At 75.0% G+C, this 19,456-nt stretch carries 16 protein-coding genes and 1 pseudogene; 7 read left to right on the forward strand and 10 right to left on the reverse strand.

All coding sequences use genetic code 11. The features are described 5' to 3' along the window. Nucleotides 1-179: 179 nt before the first annotated feature. From galT to ACFHW0_RS05480, 4 genes are all read right to left on the reverse strand, one after another. Nucleotides 180-1,256, reverse strand: a complete 1,077-nt coding sequence (gene galT, locus ACFHW0_RS05465; RefSeq protein WP_416605865.1) for a galactose-1-phosphate uridylyltransferase — start codon at nt 1,254-1,256, stop codon at nt 180-182. Continuing rightward, nucleotides 1,253-2,077: a DeoR/GlpR family DNA-binding transcription regulator gene (locus ACFHW0_RS05470; RefSeq protein ID WP_416605867.1), complete on the reverse strand. Its 825-nt coding sequence runs from the start codon at nt 2,075-2,077 to the stop codon at nt 1,253-1,255. Before ACFHW0_RS05470 ends, galT begins: the two co-directional genes overlap by 4 nt. A gap of 107 nt (nt 2,078-2,184) precedes the next feature. Continuing rightward, nucleotides 2,185-3,714, reverse strand: coding sequence for an adenylyl-sulfate kinase (gene cysC, locus ACFHW0_RS05475; RefSeq protein WP_416605868.1), 1,530 nt, complete (start codon nt 3,712-3,714; stop codon nt 2,185-2,187). A gap of 105 nt (nt 3,715-3,819) precedes the next feature. Then, nucleotides 3,820-4,374, reverse strand: a complete 555-nt coding sequence (locus tag ACFHW0_RS05480) for a DM13 domain-containing protein (RefSeq protein ID WP_416605869.1) — start codon at nt 4,372-4,374, stop codon at nt 3,820-3,822. Nucleotides 4,375-4,579: 205 nt separating this feature from the next. On the opposite strand from ACFHW0_RS05480, the gene ACFHW0_RS05485 reads away from it, so the two are divergent. From ACFHW0_RS05485 to ACFHW0_RS05505, 5 genes are all read left to right on the forward strand, one after another. Further along, nucleotides 4,580-5,494, forward strand: a complete 915-nt coding sequence (locus ACFHW0_RS05485; RefSeq protein WP_416605871.1) for an ABC transporter ATP-binding protein — start codon at nt 4,580-4,582, stop codon at nt 5,492-5,494. Then, the gene (locus ACFHW0_RS05490) at nt 5,487-6,368 is read left to right on the forward strand and encodes an ABC transporter permease (protein ID WP_416605872.1); all 882 of its coding nucleotides are present in this window, start codon (nt 5,487-5,489) and stop codon (nt 6,366-6,368) included. Before ACFHW0_RS05485 ends, ACFHW0_RS05490 begins: the two co-directional genes overlap by 8 nt. Further along, nucleotides 6,365-7,324, forward strand: a complete 960-nt coding sequence (locus tag ACFHW0_RS05495) for an ABC transporter ATP-binding protein (protein ID WP_416605873.1) — start codon at nt 6,365-6,367, stop codon at nt 7,322-7,324. The genes ACFHW0_RS05490 and ACFHW0_RS05495 overlap by 4 nt, the downstream gene beginning before the upstream one ends. A 4-nt stretch (nt 7,325-7,328) precedes the next feature. Next, on the forward strand, nt 7,329-8,039 hold the full coding sequence (locus ACFHW0_RS05500; RefSeq protein WP_416605874.1) for an ABC transporter permease subunit: 711 nt from the start codon (nt 7,329-7,331) through the stop codon (nt 8,037-8,039). 93 nt (nt 8,040-8,132) lie between these two features. Beyond that, a complete protein-coding gene (locus ACFHW0_RS05505; protein WP_416605876.1) occupies nt 8,133-8,783 on the forward strand; it encodes a hypothetical protein in 651 nt (216 codons plus the stop codon). A gap of 39 nt (nt 8,784-8,822) precedes the next feature. Here ACFHW0_RS05505 and valS read toward each other — a convergent pair whose 3' ends face one another. From valS to ACFHW0_RS05530, 5 genes are all read right to left on the reverse strand, one after another. Further along, entirely contained in the window at nt 8,823-11,438 is a 2,616-nt protein-coding gene (gene valS, locus ACFHW0_RS05510) for a valine--tRNA ligase (protein WP_416605877.1), read from the reverse strand. Between the two features lie 73 nt (nt 11,439-11,511). Continuing rightward, nucleotides 11,512-13,383 carry an ABC transporter ATP-binding protein gene (locus ACFHW0_RS05515; RefSeq protein WP_416605878.1) on the reverse strand — a complete coding sequence of 624 codons (1,872 nt, stop codon included), beginning with the start codon at nt 13,381-13,383 and terminating at the stop codon, nt 11,512-11,514. After that, nucleotides 13,380-15,197 (reverse strand): ABC transporter ATP-binding protein, encoded by a 1,818-nt coding sequence (locus tag ACFHW0_RS05520; protein WP_416605880.1) that lies wholly within the window; start codon nt 15,195-15,197, stop codon nt 13,380-13,382. The genes ACFHW0_RS05515 and ACFHW0_RS05520 overlap by 4 nt, the downstream gene beginning before the upstream one ends. 48 nt (nt 15,198-15,245) lie before the next feature. After that, complete coding sequence (locus tag ACFHW0_RS05525) at nt 15,246-15,746, reverse strand: methylated-DNA--[protein]-cysteine S-methyltransferase (RefSeq protein ID WP_416605881.1); 501 nt, start codon at nt 15,744-15,746, stop codon at nt 15,246-15,248. Beyond that, the gene (locus tag ACFHW0_RS05530; RefSeq protein ID WP_416605882.1) at nt 15,743-17,284 is read right to left on the reverse strand and encodes a DNA-3-methyladenine glycosylase 2 family protein; all 1,542 of its coding nucleotides are present in this window, start codon (nt 17,282-17,284) and stop codon (nt 15,743-15,745) included. The genes ACFHW0_RS05525 and ACFHW0_RS05530 overlap by 4 nt, the downstream gene beginning before the upstream one ends. Nucleotides 17,285-17,425: 141 nt before the next feature. Here ACFHW0_RS05530 and ACFHW0_RS05535 point away from each other — a divergent pair, with 141 nt between their 5' ends. After that, nucleotides 17,426-17,908, forward strand: a complete 483-nt coding sequence (locus tag ACFHW0_RS05535; RefSeq protein ID WP_416605883.1) for a hypothetical protein — start codon at nt 17,426-17,428, stop codon at nt 17,906-17,908. Between the two features lie 143 nt (nt 17,909-18,051). Here ACFHW0_RS05535 and ACFHW0_RS05540 read toward each other — a convergent pair. After that, nucleotides 18,052-18,819: pseudogene (locus tag ACFHW0_RS05540) on the reverse strand (EamA family transporter); the annotation flags it as partial. A 93-nt stretch (nt 18,820-18,912) separates the two neighbouring features. Here ACFHW0_RS05540 and ACFHW0_RS05545 point away from each other — a divergent pair. Next, on the forward strand, nt 18,913-19,416 hold the full coding sequence (locus tag ACFHW0_RS05545) for a MarR family winged helix-turn-helix transcriptional regulator (RefSeq protein ID WP_416605884.1): 504 nt from the start codon (nt 18,913-18,915) through the stop codon (nt 19,414-19,416). Nucleotides 19,417-19,456 lie beyond the last annotated feature (40 nt).

The following is a 19,456-nucleotide window of genomic DNA, read 5'->3' on the forward strand; positions in this document are numbered from 1 at the left end:
CGCGCGCAGCCAGCCGTCCCTTCCCTGCGGGGGGCCCTGTCCCGGGCCCCCCGCGCCCTGTCTCCGCCCAACCACCGTCGCCCGCGGCCGGCGCCGATCATGCAGTTGTGGCGCCCCGCACAAGACTCGATCCAGGACACGACTCCCACCAGAACTGCATGATCGACCTGTGCAGGGGCTCAGGCGGCGCGGAGGAGCTCGGCGGCGCGCTCGGGTGCGATGTCGTTGATGAAGACGCCCATCGCGGACTCCGAGCCCGCCAGGTACTTCAGCTTGTCCTTCGCACGCCGGACGCTGAACAGCTGCAGGTGCAGGTGGCCCAGCTCGCGGTCGACGCGTACCGGCGCCTGGTGCCAGGCGGCGATGTAGGGCATCGGCACGTCGAACAGCCCGTCGAAGCGACGCAGCAGGTCCAGGTAGAGCGGCCCGAACGCGTCCCGCTCGGCGTCGTCGAGCGCGGGGATGTCCGGCACCGGCCGGTGCGGGGCCACGTGCACCTCGAACGGCCAGCGGGCCGCCGCCGGGACGTACGCCGTCCAGTGTTCGTTGGCGGCGACCACCCGGTCGCCGGTGGCCCGCTCGGCGGCGAGCACGTCGGCGTAGAGGTTGCGCCCGCCGGTGCCCTCCGCGTGCCGGCGGGCGGCGGCCAGCAGCGACCGGGTCCGCGGGGTCACGAAGGGGTACGCGTAGATCTGGCCGTGCGGGTGGTGCAGGGTCACACCGATCTCCACGCCCCGGTTCTCGAAGCAGAACACCTGCTCCACCCCGGGCAGCTCCGCGAGCGCCGACGTGCGGTCGGCGAGCGCGTCGAGGACGGTGCGCACCCGGCGCGGCGGGAGGGACCCGAAGGACGCGTTGTGGTCGTCGGTGAAGCAGACCACCTCGCAGCGGCCCATGCCGGGCCGGACCGGGGTGAACGGGGTGATCTCGGCGGGCTCCTCGGCCACCCGGCCGCTCAGTGAGGGGAACCGGTTCTCGAAGACGGCGACGTCGTAGTCGGGCGCCGGGATCTCGCTCTGCCGGCCGCCGGTGCTGGGGCAGAGCGGGCACTGGTCGGCCGGCGGGAGGAAGGTGCGCGTCTGCCGGTGCACGGCGACGGCCACCCACTCGTCGGTCAGCGGGTCCAGGCGCAGCTGCGACGCGGGCGGTGGCGGCGGCAGCTCGCGCCGGTCCGGCTGGTCCCGGACGGCGTCGTCCCGTTCGTCGAAGTAGATCAGCTCCCGGCCGTCGGCCAGCGCGATCGCGGTGCGCTTCACCTCGCCATCCCCTCATCTGTCGTCGTGGCCGTCCGTCCCGCGCCGGTGGCGGGGGGCACGACCACCAGTTCGCCCACCCGGTCGTCGAGCGCCCGCCGCGCGTCTGAGGACAGCTGGTCGTCGGTGACCAGCACGTGGGCGGCGGAAAGCTCAACGATCGAGGAGATGCCGACGGTGCCCCACTTGGTGTGGTCGGCGAGCACGACCAGCCGGTCGGCGGCGGCCACCAGGGCGCGGTCGGTCTCCGCCTCCATCAGGTTCGGGGTGGTGAACCCCGCCCGCTCGGTGATCCCGTGCACGCCGAGGAAGAGCAGGTCCAGGTGCAGCGACCGGATGGCGGCGACGGCCAGCGGCCCGACCAGCGCGTCCGACGGCGTACGCACCCCGCCGGTGAGCACCACGGTCTGGTCGGACCGGCCGCCGGCGTGCAGGATCTCGGCCACCGGCAGCGAGTTGGTGACCACGGTCAGGCCCGGCACGTCGACCAGCCGACGGGCCAGCTCGGCGGTGGTGGTGCCGGCGGAGAGGGCGACCGCCGCCCCGGGCCGGACCAGCTCGGCGGCGCGGCCGGCGATGGCCGCCTTCTCCGCCAGTTGCCGCACCGACTTGGCCCGGAAGCCCGGTTCGTCGGTCGAGCCGGGGCCGGCCACCGTGGCACCGCCGTGCACCTTGGCCAGCAGGCCGCGTTCGTGCAGCGCCTCCAGGTCGCGGCGGATGGTCATGTCCGATACGCCGTACTCGGCGGCCAGCTCGGTGACCCGCACGCCCCCGGTGGCGCGGACCCGGTCCAGGATGGCCGCCTGCCGTTGCTGAGCGAGCATCCGCCCTACCTCCGTGCCAGCCGCGTACCGTCACGCGGTCGAACGTGTTCGAACAAAGATGAACACTAGCGCCAAGGGGGGGGATCACCGGTAGGCGGAGGGTGCGATCAGAACGACTGGAGCCGGGGCTCCACCCAGCCCGTCTCGTTCAGGTGGTGCAGGACGGCCTCGACCGCCTCGTCGACCGTCAGCTCGCTGGTGTCGACCACCAGGTCCGCGTCGGTCGGCACCTCGTAGGGGTCGTCGATGCCGGTCATCCCGGTGAGCAGGCCGGCCCGGGCCCGGGCGTAGAGGCCCTTGCGGTCGCGCTGCTCGCAGACCTCCAGCGGCGTCGCCACGTGCACCAGCACGAAGCCCGCACCGGCGGCCAGCGCCATCTCCCGGGCGGTCGCCCGGGCCTGGGCGTACGGGGCGATCGGGCAGCAGATGCCCACGCCGTGGTGCCGGGCGATCTCCGCCGCCACCCAGCCGATCCGCCGCACGTTGAGGTCCCGGTCGGCCTTGCTGAAGCCCAGCCCGGCGGAGAGTTCGCGGCGCACCACGTCGCCGTCGAGCAGGGTGATGCTCCGGTCGCCCTGCTCGCGCAGCACGTCGGCCAGGCCCCGGGCGATCGTCGACTTGCCGGAGCCCGAGAGCCCGGTCAGGAAGACCACCAGGCCCCGGTGCCGCCGAGGCGGCCGGGCCCGAACCAGCTCCTTCGCCACCGCCGGCGGGGTGTGCCACTCGGGCAGCGGGAAGCCCCGGTCCAGCAGGTCGTCGATCTCCGGCTGGTTCAGTGCCAGGCGCCGGTTGCGTGGCGGGATGTCCTCCCGCCAGCGCCACTGCCCGTCGCGGTTGTCGTAGGCCAGCTCGCGCGGCACCAGCACCCGCAGGCCGGCGCCGGAGAGCATCTCGCCGGTGGAGAGCAGGTGCGTGACGCCGTAGGCCGCCGACACCCGGGCCCGCAGCAGCGCGTCGCTGATCTCGTCGCGCCGGCGGGACAGCGGCACGGCGACCAGCGTCGCCGGCGGCATCCGGTCGCGGGCGGCGAAGACGCTGCGCACGAGCGCCTCCGGCGGCAACCCGCCGAGGCCGTCCTCGCCGACCGGGATCATCACCAGCAGGTGGGCGCCGAGCGTGCGCACCGCGTGGGCGATCTGGGCGAGCTGCGGCCGGTGCAGCGGGCGGTCGGCGATCACCCCGAGCACCCGACCGGACGGCAGCAGCGGGCGTACCTCCTCCGGGGTGCGGCGCAGCCGCTGGAAGGGACCGTGGCCGCCGTCGCCGAGCCGGCGGACCGTGCCCCCGACGCCCGCCACCCCGTCGCGGACCTGCCACGCGTCGGCGACCTCCAGCGCCGCGACCGGCGCGCCCTCCCCGTCGGTGAGCACCAGGGTGCGGCGTGCCTCGTCGCGCGGGTCGAGACCCTGGGCGAGCGCCGTCGGCACCTGGAGGGTCACCGGCACCGGCCACGGTGAGCCGTCGGCGAGCCGGCCCCGCCGACTCACCGAGACCAGGTCGGCGCGGGTCATGAAGCCGGCCAGCGGGGCGTACGCCCCGATCAGCAGCAGCTCCAGGTCAGCCAGCTCGCCGGGGCGCGGCGTGTACGCCGGCGCGTCCCGGAGCACCTCGTCGGGCAGCACCCAGCTGTTGCTCATCCATCCCCCAAACGACACTGACCGGCACACAGTTTCTCAGCCGGCCGGCGATCGGTCGAGAGCGCCACTCCACCCCGCGCGCGCCGGTAGGGGGTGGCCGATCGGTCAGCGGAGCGCGGCCAGGGGTGCGGCACCGAAGGAGACGGCGAACCGCTTGCACCAGATGGAGACGCTGGTCAGGCCGGTCAGGTCGACGTCGGCCGGGATGTCGTAGCCCTGGTCGCCCCGGTTGCCCTTGAGCCGGCCCAGCTCGACCCACCGGCCGTCGTCGAAGACCCGCCAGCCGGCGGTGCCGTTGCGCACCGGCTGGTCGGTGAGCCAGACCCGCAGGTCCGGGCCGTTGGAGGTGGCCAGACCGACCAGTTCGAGCCGGTGCCGCCCGTCGGGGGCGCGGACGATCCGCGCACTGCCCGACGTGTCGTGCTCGTGGGTCACGAAGTCGCCCTGCCCGACGAGGACCGGTCCGGCGGGGGAGGCCGTCGCGCCCGGGGCGGAACCGACCGGAGCCGGCGTGGGCGCCACGCTCGAGAGCGCCTCGTCGACCTCGGCGTCGGTCACCAGCCTCCACGGCTGGAACCAGTAGAGGCCGAGCGCGGAGCCGGCGGCGAGGACGACCACCACCACCCACGTCAGCGGCGCGCGGAACAGTCGGCTACGCATGGGCACAGTGTGCCGTGCCGGTCGCCGTCGTGTCTGCCCCGGCGTGGCGGACGCGCCGGGGACGAGTCCGTCCGCGAACGCCGCGACAGGCCCACGGGCAGCCTGTCGTCGCCGGGGACCCTAGGGGACGCGGACCGCCAGGATCAGGGAAGCGCCCGGGGCGAGCCGCTGCCCAGGGCGGTCGTCGCCTCCTACGCTGTACGACGTGACACTCATCGCGACCGAGTCGCTGACCAAGACGTACGGGGGTGGGGTCACCGCGCTGGCCGACCTGACCGTCGCGGTCGAGCCGGGGATCATCGGATTGGTCGGCGCGAACGGCGCCGGCAAGTCCACCCTGATCAAGATCCTGCTCGGCCTCCTCGCCCCGACCAGCGGCCGGGTCCGGGTGCTCGGCCTCGACCCGACCACCGACTCCGCCCAGGTCCGCGCCCGGGTCGGCTACATGCCCGAGCACGACGCCCTGCCGCCGGACCTCTCCGCCGCCGAGCTGGTCACCCACCTCGGCCGGATGAGCGGCCTGCCGCGTACGGTGGCCCGCGAACGGGCCTCCGAGGCGCTGCGGCACGTCGGGCTCTACGAGGAGCGCTACCGCCCGGTCGGCGGCTACTCCACCGGCATGAAGCAGCGGGTCAAGCTCGCCCAGGCGCTGGTGCACGACCCCGACCTGCTGATGCTCGACGAGCCGACCAACGGGCTCGACCCGGCCGGCCGCGACGCCATGCTGGCGCTGGTGCACCGCATCGGCACCGAGTTCGGCATCTCCGTGCTGGTCTGCTCGCACCTGCTGGGCGAGGTCGAGCGGATCTGCGACACCCTGGTCGCCATCGACGGCGGGCGGCTGCTGCGCGCCGACCACATCTCCGCCATGACCTCGGCCACCGACGTGCTCGCCGTCGAGGTCAGCGAGGGCACCGACCAACTGGCCGCCCGGCTGGCCGCGCTCGACCTGCCGGTACGCCGGGACGGCCGGCTGCTGCTCGTCGAGCTCGCCGACGACGCCACCTACGACCTGATCCTCGGCGCGGTCGCCGAGCTGAACCTGCCGCTGCACCGGCTGGACCAGCGCCGGCACCGGGTGGCCGAACTCTTCGCCACGAGGGAGCCCAGCCATGCCTGAGCCGACCGGCGTCATCCACGACATCGGCTACCAGCGCTACACCGGCCCCCGGCTGGGCCGCCGGGCCGTCTTCGGCGCGCTCTACCTGCACGGCCTGCGGACGGCGTTCGGGCTGGGCCGCAGCGCGAAGGCCAAGATCTTCCCCTGGCTGGTGGTCGCCATCGTCACCGTGGTGGCCGCCGGCCTCGCCGCGGTACGCAGCCAGGTCGGCGAGGCGGTGATGACGTACGCCCAGTTCGCCGACAACATGAGCTGGCTGGTCATCTTCTTCGTCGCGGTGGTCGCCCCCGAGCTGGTCTCGCGGGACCTGCGCAGCGGGGTGCTGCCGCTCTACTTCTCCCGGCCGCTGCCGCGCTCGGACTACCCGCTGGCGAAGCTGCTGGCGCTGGCCACCGCGCTCTGGCTGCTGCTCGGCGGGCCGCAGCTGGTGATGTTCCTGGGCGCCGCGTTCACCACGGGCGACGGCATGCGCGGGGTCTGGAACGAGCTGCTCGACCTGCTGCCCAGCCTGCTCTACGCCGGGCTCTGGGCGGCGGTCTTCGCCTCGGTCGGGCTGCTGGTCGCCTCGTCCACCGGCAAGCGGGCGTTCGCGGCCGGCGGGATCGTGGCCGTGTTCCTGATGACCACCCCGATCGTCGGCACCCTGTCGATCATGCCCTCCCAGACGGTCAACGAACTGGCCTTCCTCGCCTCGCCCTCGACGTTGGTGGGCGGAGTGGGCACCTGGGCGCTCGGCGACCTGCTGCTGTTCGAGGGGGAGGGCGGAGTGCCGATCGGCGACTTCGGTCCCGTCTACGCGGTCGCCGCCGTGCTGCTCGTGACCGGCTGCGTCGCCCTGCTGATGCTGCGATACCGGAAGGTGGCCGCCCGATGACCACGATCAGCACCGACCAGGTGACGGGCCCGCCGGCCGTCGCCGCCAGCACCCTCGACCTCGCCGGCGTCTCCCGCTGGTACGGCAACGTGGTGGCCGTCAACGACGTCAGCATGAGCCTCGGCCCCGGCGTCACCGGGCTGCTCGGCCCGAACGGCGCGGGCAAGACCACCCTGCTGCACATGATGGCGGGCTTCCTGGCCCCGTCGCGCGGGGTGGTCAGCCTGGACGGCCGGCCCACCTGGCGCAACCCCGAGGTCTACCGGCGGCTCGGCCTGGTCAGCGAGCGCGAGGCGGTGCACACCTTCCTCACCGCGCACGAGTTCGTGCTGGCCAGCGCGAAGCTGCACCGGCTGCCGGACCCGGCGGAGGCGGCCCGCCGGGCGATCGCCCTGGTGGAGATGGAGGGCGCGCAGGACCGCCGGATCGGCACGTACTCCAAGGGCATGCGGCAGCGCGCCCGGGTGGCCGCGGCGCTGGTGCACGAGCCGCAGGTGCTGCTGCTCGACGAGCCGTTCAACGGCATGGACCCGCGCCAGCGGCTGCACATGATGGAGCTGCTGCACCGCCTCGGCGACGCCGGCCGCACCATCCTGTTCAGCTCGCACATCCTGGAGGAGGTCGAGCAGGTCTCCGGCACCGTCCAGGTGATGGTCGCCGGCCGGCTGGCCGCCTCCGGTGACTTCCGCACGATCCGCCGGCTGATGACCAACCGGCCGCACGTCTTCGCCGTGCACTCCACCGACGACCGCGCGCTCGCCGTCGCGCTGATGGCGGAGGCGTCGGTGACGGGGGTCGAGCTGGGTCGCGCCGGGTTGACCGTGCGGGCCGGCGACTACGGCGCGTTCACCCGCGTCCTGCCGAAGATCGCCCTGGCGGAGGGCATCCGGGTGCGGCAGTTGGTGCCCGAGGACGAATCCCTGGAGAGCGTCTTCTCCTACCTCGTGGAGGCCTGAACCCATGTCTACCGTTTCCTGGATCACCGTGCGGGGGCTGTTCGGGCGTCGCCGGTTCCTCCTGCTGCTGCCGCTGCCCGTGGTGCTGGTGCTGCTCGCCGTGCTCTCCCGCGCGCTCGGGGTGGACCCGGGCGAGTGGGGCCCGCCGGTGCTGGTCGGCCTGGGCCTGGCCGTGGTGCTCCCGGTGGTCGCCCTGATCGTCGGCACCGGCGTGCTGGGCGCCGAGATCGACGACGGCACGGTCGTGCACATCCTGACCAAGCCGCTGCCGCGCTGGCAGATCGTGCTGCCCAAGCTGGCGGTGGCCGCCGGCGTCACCGCGGTCACCGTCGCCGTGCCGCTCTACGTGGCGGGCGTGCTGGCCGACTCCGTACGCCTCGGGTTGTCGCTCGCCGCCGCGTCGGCGGTCGGTGCGCTGGCGTACTCGGCGCTGTTCGTGGCGCTCAGCCTGCTCACCCGGCGGCCGGTGCTGCTCGGCCTGGTCTACGTGCTGATCTGGGAGGGGCTGCTCGGCAACGTCGTCAGCGGCACCAAGGTGCTCTCCATCCAGCAGTACGTGATCGCCCTCGCCGACCGGATGGCCCCCACCGGGCTGCTGGAGGCCGGCGTCTCGGTGCCGGTGGCGGCGGTGATGGCCGCGTTGATCAGCGCGGGCTTCACGCTGCTGGCCGTCGACCGGCTCCGCTCCTTCAGCGTGGCCGGCGAGACGAGCTGACCTCTGACCTGACGGCCCTTCAGGACAGCCCGACCTCGCGATGGTAGGGCTGCCCGGATGGACCGGGCCGGGCGGCTGGGCGAGGCTGTCGGCGTGAGCGCGGAGACGGGGCTGGTGATGTCGCGGGAGTCCTATCCGGGTGCCGGCCGGCACTGGATGGTCAGCCTGGCGGTGGCCGGGCTGGCGGCGGCGGCGACCACCACGGCCGCGCAGTCCACCGGGCACTTCCACTGGTGGGCGGGGTTCGTGCTGATCCCCGGCGCGCTGATCGCCGCCACCGGGGGGCCGCTGCTGGCCAGGGGCGGCGGGCGGGCCTTCGCCGGCTACGTGGTCGCCTGCCTCGGCGCGCTGGTGTTCGCCGTCGGGGCGCTGCTGATGTTCGGCGTGTTCGGGCGGGGCTGGCCCCTGATGGTCGTCCTGCCCTGCCTGGCGGTCGCGGGCACCTACCGCTGGCGGCTGGTCCACCCGCTGGCCCGGGGGCTGCACCGGACGGTCTCCCTGCTGGCGCTGGCCGGCGCCCTGCTGCTCGGCGGGACGCTGCAACTGACCCGCGTCGGCCTGGTCGACGTCGGTGCCGCCCCGATGTGGGGCGCGTTCCTGATGCTGGCGGGGGTGATCGTGCTGGGCAACGCGGTGGAGCTGACCCGGCACCGGATGCCGTACCGCCTCCAGGCGATCACCCTGCTGGTCGGCCCCGCCGTCGTCGCCTTCCTGCTCGGCCTGCGCCTGCTGCGCGGCTGGTGAGCCCCGCCGCGCCGTGGGGGGCGCGACGGGGCCGGCCGGTCAGAACGCGCAGGCGATCACGAGCTCCGGGGTGCGGTCGGGCAGCAGGTCCAGCTTCGTGATCCGGCCGGCGGCCCGGACGTCGTCGGCGATCACGGTCAGCTGTTCCAGCAGGGCCGCCGGGCCGAGCGCCTCGGCCAGCGGCACCTCCGCCTTCATCGACAGTTTCCGCTCCGACTTGGCCCGGCGCACCTGGCTGAGCGCGTCGGCGGCCAGCCGCAGCAGCTCCGGTTCGCCGGCGCCCTGGATCGCCCGGTCCACCTCGTACGTGGTGGGCCAGGTCGCGCGGTGCACCGAGCCGTACCGCCACCACGACCACACCTCCTCGGTCGCGTACGGCAGCACCGGGGCGAACAGCCGCAGCTGCACCGAGAGCGCGGTGGCCAGCGCCGCCCGGGCGGAGTCCGCCCCCGACCCGGTGCTGTAGGCGCGCTCCTTCACCAGCTCGATGTAGTCGTCGCAGAACCGCCAGAAGAAGCCCTCGGCGACCTGCAACGCCGCTGTGTGGTCGTACGCCTCCAACGCCGACGTCGCGGCGGCGACCACGCCGGAGAGTTCGGCGAGCATCGCCCGGTCCAGCGGCTCGGTGGCCGGCGCCCGCAGCGCGTCGGCGGCGCCCAGCCCGAGGGCGAACTTGGACGCGTTCAGCAGCTTGGTCGCCAGTCGCCGGCCGACCTTGATCTGGGCCGGGTCGAAGGCGAGATCCATGCCCGGCCTGCCGTTCGCCGCCCAGTACCGCACCGCGTCGGAGCCGTGCTGCTCCAGCAGCGCCATCGGGGTGACCACGTTCCCCTTGGACTTGGACATCTTCTTCCGGTCGGGGTCGAGGATCCAACCGGAGAGCACCGTGTCCCGCCAGGGCAGCACCCCGTGCTCCAGGTGCGAGCGGACCACGGTGGAGAACAGCCAGGTGCGGATGATCTCCTGCCCCTGCGGGCGCAGGTCCATCGGGAAGACCCGGGCGAACAGGTCCGGGTCGGTCTCCCACCCGCCGGCGATCTGCGGGGTCAGCGACGAGGTGGCCCAGGTGTCGAGCACGTCGGGATCGCCGACGAAGCCCCCCGGGCGGCCTCGCTGCGACTCCTCGAACCCCGGCGGGGCGTCGGTGGACGGATCGATCGGCAGCGCGGACTCCGCCGGCGTGAGAGGCTGGGACCAGTCCGGCTCGCCAGCGTCGTCGAGCCGGTACCACACCGGCACCGGCACGCCGAAGAAGCGTTGCCGGCTGACCAGCCAGTCGCCGGTCAGGCCGCCCACCCAGTGCGCGTAGCGGTGCCGCATGTGCTCCGGCACCCAGCGCAGCTCCCCGCCCCGGGCCAGCAGCTCCTCGCGCAGGCCCGCGTCGCGTCCGCCGTTGCGCAGGTACCACTGCCGGGTCGAGACGATCTCCAGCGGCCGGTCGCCGCGCTCGTAGAACTTCACCGGGTGGGTGACGGGCCGCGGCTCGCCGACCAGGTCGCCGGCGTCGGCCAGCAGCTCCACCAGCGTCCGCCGGGCACCGTTGACGGTCTGCCCGGCCAGCGCCGCGTACGGCTGCGCCGGCACGCCGGCCGGCGGCTCGGGCAGCAGCCGGCCGTCCCGGCCGATCACCACGCGCGTGTCCAGCCGCAGCTCCCGCCACCAGGTCACGTCGGTCAGGTCGCCGAAGGTGCAGACCATCGCGATGCCCGTGCCCTTGGCCGGGTCCGCCAGCGGGTGCGCCCGCACCGGCACGTCCACCCCGAAGACCGGCGTACGCGCGGTGCCGCCCACCAGGTCGGCGTACCGCTCGTCGTCGGGGTGGCAGACCAGCGCCACGCAGGCCGGCAGCAGCTCCGGTCGGGTGGTGTCGATGAGCACCTCCCGCCCGCCCGGCCCGGCGAACCGCAGCCGGTGGTACGCCCCGGGCCGCTCCCGGTCCTCCAGCTCCGCCTGGGCGACGGCGGTGGCGAAGCCGACGTCCCAGAGCGTCGGCGCCTCCGCCTGGTACGCCTCGCCCCGGGCCAGGTTCCGCAGGAACGCCCGCTGCGAGGCCGCCCGGGCCGCCGCGCCGATCGTCGTGTACGTCAACGACCAGTCCACGGACAGCCCGAGCCGCCGCCAGAGCGCCTCGAAGACCTGCTCGTCGGCGGCGGTCAGCCGCTCACACAGCTCGATGAAGTTGCGCCGGGAGACCGGGGTCGGGTCCTTGCGGGCGGCCTCGCCCACGGGGGTTCCGGGGGCCTGCCGGTCCGGGTCGTACGGCAGCGCCGGATCGCAGCGCACGCCGTACACGTTCTGCACCCGGCGCTCGGTGGGCAGGCCGTTGTCGTCCCAGCCCATCGGGTAGAAGACCGTCCGCCCGCGCATCCGCTGGAACCGGGCGACCACGTCGGTGTGCGTGTACGAGAAGACGTGCCCCATGTGCAGCTCGCCCGATACGGTCGGCGGCGGGGTGTCGATCGCGTACACGTCGGCGCTGCGACCGTTCGGGCTCGGCGCTTCTGACGCCGCGCTGCGCCCCCGAACGGTCGTCTTCGCGCGGTCGAACGCGTACGTGCCGTCCTCCTGCCAGCGGCGCGCCCAGGTCTCCTCGATGCCGTCCAGGCTCGGACGCTCGGGGACGCCGGCGCGGGCCGTCCTCTCCGTGTCGGTCATCCGTCGATGGTAGGCAGCGGCCGGGGGCCGGAGCACGTGGTTTCGTCCCGTGCCCGGCCGCTCCCGCCAGCGCTCAGAGCAGGGAGTCGCGCCACTGCCGGTGCAGGGCGGCGTACCGGCCACCGGCGACGGCGAGCCGGCCGGGCGGGCCGTCCTCGACGATCCGCCCGTCGTCGAGCACGAGCACCCGGTCGGCCGTCTCCACGGTGGAGAGCCGGTGCGCGATCACCAGCGCGGTGCGGTCGGCCAGGATGGTGCCGAGGGCGTGCTGCACCAGGCGCTCGGTGGGCACGTCCAGCGACGAGGTGGCCTCGTCCAGGATCAGCACCGCCGGGTCGGCCAGGAACGCCCGGGCGAAGGCGACCAGTTGCCGCTGCCCGGCGGAGAGCCGGCCGCCGCGCCGCTGCACCCCGGTGGCGTACCCGTCGGGGAGGGCGGCGATGAAGTCGTGCGCGCCGATCTCCCGCGCGGCGGCCTCCACGGCGGCGTCGTCCGCGTCGGGACGGCCGAACCGGATGTTCTCCGCGACCGTGCCGCCGAACAGGTGGGTCTCCTGGGTCACCAGCACCACGGCGCGCCGCAGCTCCGCGTCGGCGACCTCGCGCAGGTCGACCCCGTCGAGGGTGACCGCGCCCGAGAACGGGTCGTGGAACCGGGCGAGCAGCTTGGCGACGGTCGACTTGCCGGCGCCGGTCGCGCCGACCAGCGCCACGGTCTGGCCGGCCGGGACGGCGAGGTCCAGCCCGGCGAGGATCGGCGCGTCCGGCCGGTAGCCGAAGGTGACCGACCGGAAGACGACCGCCCCGCGCCCCGGCCCGGCGGGAAGCGGCACGGGCCGCGCCGGTTCGGCCACCGACGGCCGTTCGTCGAGCACCCCGGCGAGCTTCTCCAGCGCGGCCGTGGCCGACTGGAGCGAGTTGTAGAACTGGCTCAGTTCCTGCATCGGCTCGAAGAACCGCCGCAGGTAGAGCAGGAACGCCGCCAGCACCCCGATCCCGGTCGCCCCGCCCAGCACCCGCCAGCCGCCGTAGCAGAGCACCACCGCCACGGTCACGTTGCCGATCACCTTGATCCCCGGCGAGTACGTCGCGATCAGCCGGAACGCGTCCCGGCTGGCCCGCCGGTAGTCGTCGCTGACCGTCCCGAAGATCTGCTGGTTGCGCGGCTCCCGGCGGAACGCCTGCACCGCCCGGATGCCGCGCATGGACTCGACGAAGTGGACGATGACCAGCGCCACCGTCTCCCGGGTGCGCCGCCACGCGTCCGCCGACGCCCGCGCGAACCAGCGGCTCAGCCAGAACAGGAACGGGAACGCGAGCAGCGTCACCGCGGCCAGCGGCAGGTCCAGCCAGAGCAGGATGCCGGCGACCGAGAGGATCGACAGCACGGCCAGCACCAGGCCGTCGATGCCGCCGCCGACCAGTTCGCCGATCGAGTCCAGGTCGCTGGTGAGCCGGGAGACCATCCGGCCGGAGGTGTACCGCTCGTGGAACGCCACCGACAGGCGCAGGAAGTGCGCGTACACCCGCTGGCGGAGGTCGAGCAGGACGGCCTGACCGATCCGCGCGGAGAGGGTGAGGAAGCCCCGGCGGGCGGTGTACTCGACGGCGGTGGCGGCGGCGAATCCGCCGGCGACGACCAGCAGCGGGCCGGGATCGCCGGCCCGCAGCGGCGCGATCGCCCGGTCGATGCCGAGCATCACCAGGTACGGCCCGGCCATCGCGGCGGCGTTCTGGCCGAGCAGCAGCGCGACGGCCAGCCCCAGGGGGCGCCGGTGCGGGCGCAGCAGGTCGCGCAGCAGCACCCGGCTGCGGGCGCGGAGCCGGGCCACCGCCTCGGGGTCGGTGTCCTCGGCGCGGCTGCGGTCCGCGTCCGGGTCGGTGGCGACGCCGCGCCACCGGGCGAGGTCCGCCCCGTTCGTGCGCCGGGCGGCGTCGCCGGTCACGAACGCACCAGGCCGCGGTCGCCGGGCGGCGCGGGGGCGGGCTCGGCGGAGAGCACCGCGCGGTACGCCGGCACGCCGGCGAGCAGCTCCGAGTGCTGCCCGACGGCCGTGATCCGGCCCTGCTCCAGCAGCGCCACCCGGTCGGCGAGGGCGATCGTGGAGGGTCGGTGCACGACCAGCAGGGCGGTGGTGGTGCGCAGCACCCGCTTCAGCGCGGTCTCGACCAGCGCCTCGGTGTGCACGTCCAGGGCCGACAGCGGGTCGTCCAGCACGAGCAGCGCGGGGCGGCCGAGCACCGCCCGGGCCAGCGCCAGCCGTTGCCGCTGCCCGCCGGAGAGCGACAGCCCCTGCTCGCCCACCCGGGTGGCCAACCCCCACGGCAGCTCGTACGCGAAGTCGGCCTGGGCGAGGGCGAGCGCGGCGCGCACCTCGTCCTCGCCGGCCTCCGGCCGCCCGAGCGTGAGGTTCTCCCACACCGACATGGAGAACAGCGTCGGCTCCTCGAAGGCGACCCCGACCAGCCGACGCAGGGCGGACAGCCGCAGGTCGCGCAGGTCGTGCCCGTCCAGCGTGATCCGCCCGCCGGTCACCTCGTGCAGCCGGGGCACCAGGGAGAGCAGTGTGCTCTTGCCGCAGCCGGTCGCCCCGACCAGGGCCACGGTCTCGCCCGGCTCGACGGTCAGGTCGATCTCCCGCAGCACCGGCGCGGCCGTGCCCGGATAGCGGAACGAGACCCGCTCGAAGCGGAGCCGCCCGCGTACGTCGGCGCGGCGCAGGGCGAGCGCGTGCGGGGCGTCCACGATCGCCGGCGGGGTGTCCAGCACCTCGCGTACCCGGTCGGCGGCGGTGGCGGCCTCCTGCCCGTTGGCGATGATCCAGCCCAGCGACTGCACCGGCCAGATCAGCATCAGCTGGAGGCTGACGAAGGCGACCAGTTCGCCGATGGTCAGCACCCCGCCCGCGGCGGCCGCCGCGCCGGCGACCAGCACCACGCCGAGGGTCAGGTTGGGCACGAGGTCGAGCAGGGCGGAGGTGCGGGCCAGCAGCCGGCCCTTGCCGACCCCGGTGTCGTGCAGCGCCCGCGCGCCGGCGGCGAAGCGGGCGGCGAGTTCCGGCCCTCGCCCGTACGCCTTCATCGTGCGCAGCCCCTGCGCGGTCTCCTCGACCAGCGTGGCCACGTCGCCCTGCTGGTCCTGCATCCGTCGGGAGGCCGCGTGGTAGTGCCGCGCGAAGCGGCGGCTGATCAGGAACAGCGGCACCGCGCTGCCCGCCACCAGCAGCCCCAGCGCGGGGTGCAGCCGGATCAGCAGGGTGACCACGGCCAGGTAGGTCACCAGGTTGAGGATCAGGAAGAAGAGGCCGAAGGAGAGGAACCGGCGCAGCACCGACAGGTCGCTGGTGACCCGGGAGAGCAGTTGGCCGGACTGCCAGCGGTCGTGGAAGCTGGTCGGCAGCCGTTGCAGGTGGGCGTAGACGTCCTCGCGGATGGCCGCCTCGATCCGCATCGAGGACGACGACTGCACCCAGCGCCGGATGAAGATCAGCAGCGCCTCGACCAGGCCGAGCAGCAGCGCCAGCCCGGCCAGCCGGAACAGCCCGGCCGGGTCCTGCCGGGCCACCGGGCCGTCGACCACCCGCTGCGCGACCAGCGGTACGGCGATGCCCGCCCCGGTGGCGGCGAGGCCGGCGAGCAGCAGCCAGCCGAACTCGGCCGCGTGCGGGCGCAGGTAGTGGCGCAGTCGCCAGAGGTTGTGCAGCGGGTGCCGGCCGGCCTCGACCCGGGAGGCCGGGTTGCCGTCACCTTCCGCAGGCACTACCCGACGGTAGCCTCAAACGGGGGCGGCGCAGGTGTCGGTTTCCCGTCATCGCCGCTCGTGCCCGAGAAGCCACTTCTTCACGTCCAGCCCCCAGCGGTAGCCGCCGAGCGTCCCGTCGGTACGCAGCACCCGGTGGCAGGGGACGAAGAGGGCGGCGGCGTTGCGGGCGCAGGCCGCCGCGGCGGCCCGTACCGCGGCGGGGCGGCCGGCCAGCCCGGCGAAACCGGTGTACGTCACCGGGTCTCCCGGTTTCACCTCGCGCAGCACCTGCCAGGCGTGCGCCATGAACGCGCCCCCGGTGTGCTGCTCCACCGGCACGGCGTCGATCGCGGCCAGCTCGCCGTCCAGGTAGGACGCCACGGCGACGCTGACCGGGCCGAGGTCGCCCCGGTGCCGCAGCGGCGCCCGCAGGGCCGGGTGCATCAGGGGGATCAGGCCCTCCGGGTCGCCGGTGAAGCCCGCCGCCCGGACCGCCCCGTCCGGGCCGGCCACGATGCTGAGCGGGCCGGCGGGGGTGGCGATGACGGTGCTGTCGTTCATGCTCATGCTGCTCTCCAGAGTCGGATCACCGCGTACGAGCGCCAGGGGCGCCAGCGGTCGGCGTACGTGTCGAGGGTCGTGGGGGCGTCGGGGAGGCCGAGGGCGGCGGCGCCCCGGCGTACGGCGAGGTCGGTGGGAAGCAGGACGTCCGGGTCGCCGAGGGCGCGCATGGCGACGTAGCCCGCCGTCCAGGGCCCGATCCCGGGCAGCGCCAGCAGCCGCCGGACGCTCTCCTCCCGGTCCCCGCCGGGCGCCAGGTCCAGCGACCCGTCGGCGACGGCACGGGCCAGCCCGCGAATCGTCTCCCGCCGCCCCGCCGGCATCCCGAACACCTCGTCCGGCACCCCGAGCACCTCCTCGGCACTCGGAAACCCCTGCAACCGGCCGGTTCCGGCCGCGCTCCCCGCCCCCTCGGCCGGTCGATCCAGAGGTTCGGGCTCCCGAGAGCGCTCCCCGGGTGCCCGGACCTCCTGATCGACGCCGGCGGGGCCGGGGGTGGGGGCGGGTGGGCGCAGGTGGGTCAGGAGGCGGGTGAGGGTGGTGCGGGCCGAGCGCACGGAGACCTGCTGGCCGACGATCGCGCGCACGGCCATCTCGAAGCCGTCGACCGAGCGGGGGAGCCGGATGCCCGGCTCGGCGGCGACCACCCCGGCCAGCGCCGGGTCGGCGGCGAGCGTGCCGTCGACGGCGGTCGGATCGGCGTCGAGGTCGAGCAGGCGCCGGCAGCGGGCCACGGCGGGGGCGAGGTCGCGCATGTCCGTCAGCCGCAGCGTCGCCGTCACGTGCCCGTCCGCCGGGGTCAGGGCCGCCTCGCCCGGGCCGTGCGGCAGCCGCAGGCCCCGCCGGTACGTCCCGTCGCGCACCTCCTCGACGCCGGGCAGCGCGCGCAGCGCGAGGAAGTCCAGCAGCGCCTCCGCGTGCAACGGCGGGCGGTACGCGAGCCGCAGCGTGATCGTGCCCGCCCCGCCCGGAACGGGGTGCTGGCGGCGGGCGGTGCGCAGCTCGGACGGGGCCGCCCCGAACACCTCCCGGACCGTGTCGTTGAACTGCCGCACGCTGCCGAACCCGGCGGCGAACGCGACCTCCGCCATGCCCAGCCCGGTGGTCTCGATCAGGGTGCGGGCGGTCTGCGCGCGCTGTGCCCGGGCCAGGGCCAGGGGGCCGGCGCCCATCTCGGCCCGCAGCATCCGGTGCAGGTGCCGCTCGGTGTAGCCCAGCCGGGCGGCCAGCCCCGGGATGCCGTCGCGGTCCACCACCCCGTCGGCGATCAGCCGCATGGCCCGACCGACGACGTCGGCCCGTACGTCCCACTGCGGGGAGCCCGGGGCGGCGTCCGGCCGGCAGCGCCGGCAGGCGCGCAGCCCCGCCGTCTGCGCGGCGGCGGCCGAGGGGAAGAACCGGACGTTCTGCCGCTTCGGCGTCATCGCCGGGCAGGACGGCCGGCAGTAGATCCCGGTCGACGTGACGCCGGTGTAGAACCAGCCGTCGAACCGCTGGTCGCGGCTGTCGACCGCCCGGTAGCACCGCTCGAAGTCCAACTCCACGTCACCGATGATGCCCCTGCTCGGCGCCCCGGGCTCGCGGGAATCGGACCTGGCCGTGCGGGCGTGAACGGGACGTCCGGAGCCGAAAGTGTCGGTTGTGGCCGGTACCGTCCGGCCACCAACTCAAGAAGGGGTGCGGCGATGGCGAGCGTGGCGGGTCGGCGGGCGGCGTCGACACGGGACGGGCACCCTCCGCTGGACGGCGTGGTGGTGCAGCGCTTCTACGACCGGATGCGCGCGGTCGCCCCGGCCGCCGTCGGCGCGATCGAACGGGACCGGGCCGGCGACCCGGGGCGGGCGTTCGGTGACACCGCCTGCGGCCGGCTGGTGCGGTCGCTCGACGCCGACGGCCTGCGCGCGCTGGGCATGTGGGTGCACCACTGGTGCATGCGGTTCTACGACGACGACACCCGGGTGGCGCTGCGCCTGGTCCGGGAGATCGCCGGCCGCGCCGGGCTGGGCTGGACGGCCGACGAGGTGCGCTGGATGCTCCGCGAGTCGTACGCGGCCGGTCCCGCCGCCGAGGCCCGCTTCACCCTGCCGTTGGCCGCCGCCGGGGAGCTGGCTCCCGGCGCCCTGCCGATCGAGGCGGTGGTTCCCCGCCAGGCCGGGCCACGCGACTGACCGACCGGGTCAGGCGACTGACCCGCCGGGCCACGCGACTGACCCACCGGGCCGGGCCGGCGCACCGGCAGCTGCCCGGCCACGGTGGCGCCGACCGCCACGGCGAAGCCGGCGAGCTGCCAGCCGGTCATCGCCTGCCCGAGCACGGCCCAGCCGAGCGCGGCGGCCGTCAGCGGGCTGAGCGCGCCGAGCAGCGAGACCTGGGTGACCGGCAGCCGGGCCGCGCCCCGGAACCACAGCGCGTACGCCAGTGCCGTCCCGACCAGCGTCAGCCACGCGTACCCGGCCAGCGCCGGCGGGTCGGGCACGGGCGGCGTCCCCTCGACCAGCAGGGCCGCCGGCACCACCATCAGTCCGCCGGCGGTGAGCTGCCAGCCGGTGGCGGTGAGCGTGCCGACGCCCGGTGGCCGGCCCCAGCGACGGGTCAGCACCAGGCCCGCGCCCATCGCGGCGGTGGCGGTCAGCCCGGCGGCGACGCCGGTCGGGTCGAGGCCCGCGTCGGGCCGCAGCACGACCAGGGTGACCCCGGCGAGCGCCGCGAGCGCGGCGGCCAGCGCCCGAGGGTGGGGCCGCTCGTGGAGCACGAGCACCGTCAGCCCCGCCACCAGCAGCGGCTGGGTGGCGCCGAGCACCGCGGCGGCACCGCCGGGCAGGTGGTACGCGGCGAAGAAGAGCAGCGGGAAGAACGCCCCGATGTTCAGCGCGCCGAGCACGGCCGCGCGCCACCACCAGGCGCCGTGCGGCCGGTGCCGGGTCAGCGCGAGCAGCAGCAGGCCGGCGGGGAGGGCCCGGATCACGCCGGACCAGAGCGGCCGGTCGGGCGGCAGCAGTTCGCTGGTGACCAGGTACGTCGTGCCCCACGCGGTCGGCGCGGCGGCGGTGAGCAGGATGTCGAGCCGGCGTCGGTCCACGGTTCCTCGCTAATTCTTGAGGCTAAGTATCTTGCCACTAAGCTACTTTGTGGCGAGGTAAAGCGGGAGTGCGAGGTGCGGCACAATCCGGGGGTGACCGAGCGGGACGACGTCGACGGCATCGTCGAGCAGTGGCAGCGGGAGCGGCCCGGGATGCGCCCCGAGCCGATGGCGGTCTTCGGCCGGATCTACCGGCTGGCCCGGCTCGTCGGCGACGAGCAGGAACGCACCTACGCCCGCTGGTCGATCAGCCGGGGCGAGTTCGACGTGCTCGCCGCCCTGCGCCGCGCCGGCACCCCCTACACGTTGGCGCCGAAGGCGCTCACCGCCTCGCTGATGCTCACCTCCGGAGGGATGACCGGCCGGCTCGACCGGCTGGAACGCGCCGGGCTGCTCCGCCGCTCACCCGACCCGGCGGACCGGCGCGGGCTCCAGGTCACGCTCACCCCGGCCGGCCTCGAACTGGTGGAGGAGGCCGCCGAGGCGGGGCTGGCCGTCCAGCGTCGGCTGCTCGACGCGCTGCCCGCCGACGACCAGCGGCGCCTCGCCGACCTGCTGCGTACGCTGCTGGGCGCGGTCACCGACGGCGGGCGGTGAGCCCGGCAGGCGGGTGACCGGCGCCCGGCGGCCGGCCTCG

It is taken from the genome of Micromonospora sp. LOL_025 (genome assembly GCF_048060285.1).
Classification (GTDB): domain Bacteria; phylum Actinomycetota; class Actinomycetes; order Mycobacteriales; family Micromonosporaceae; genus Micromonospora.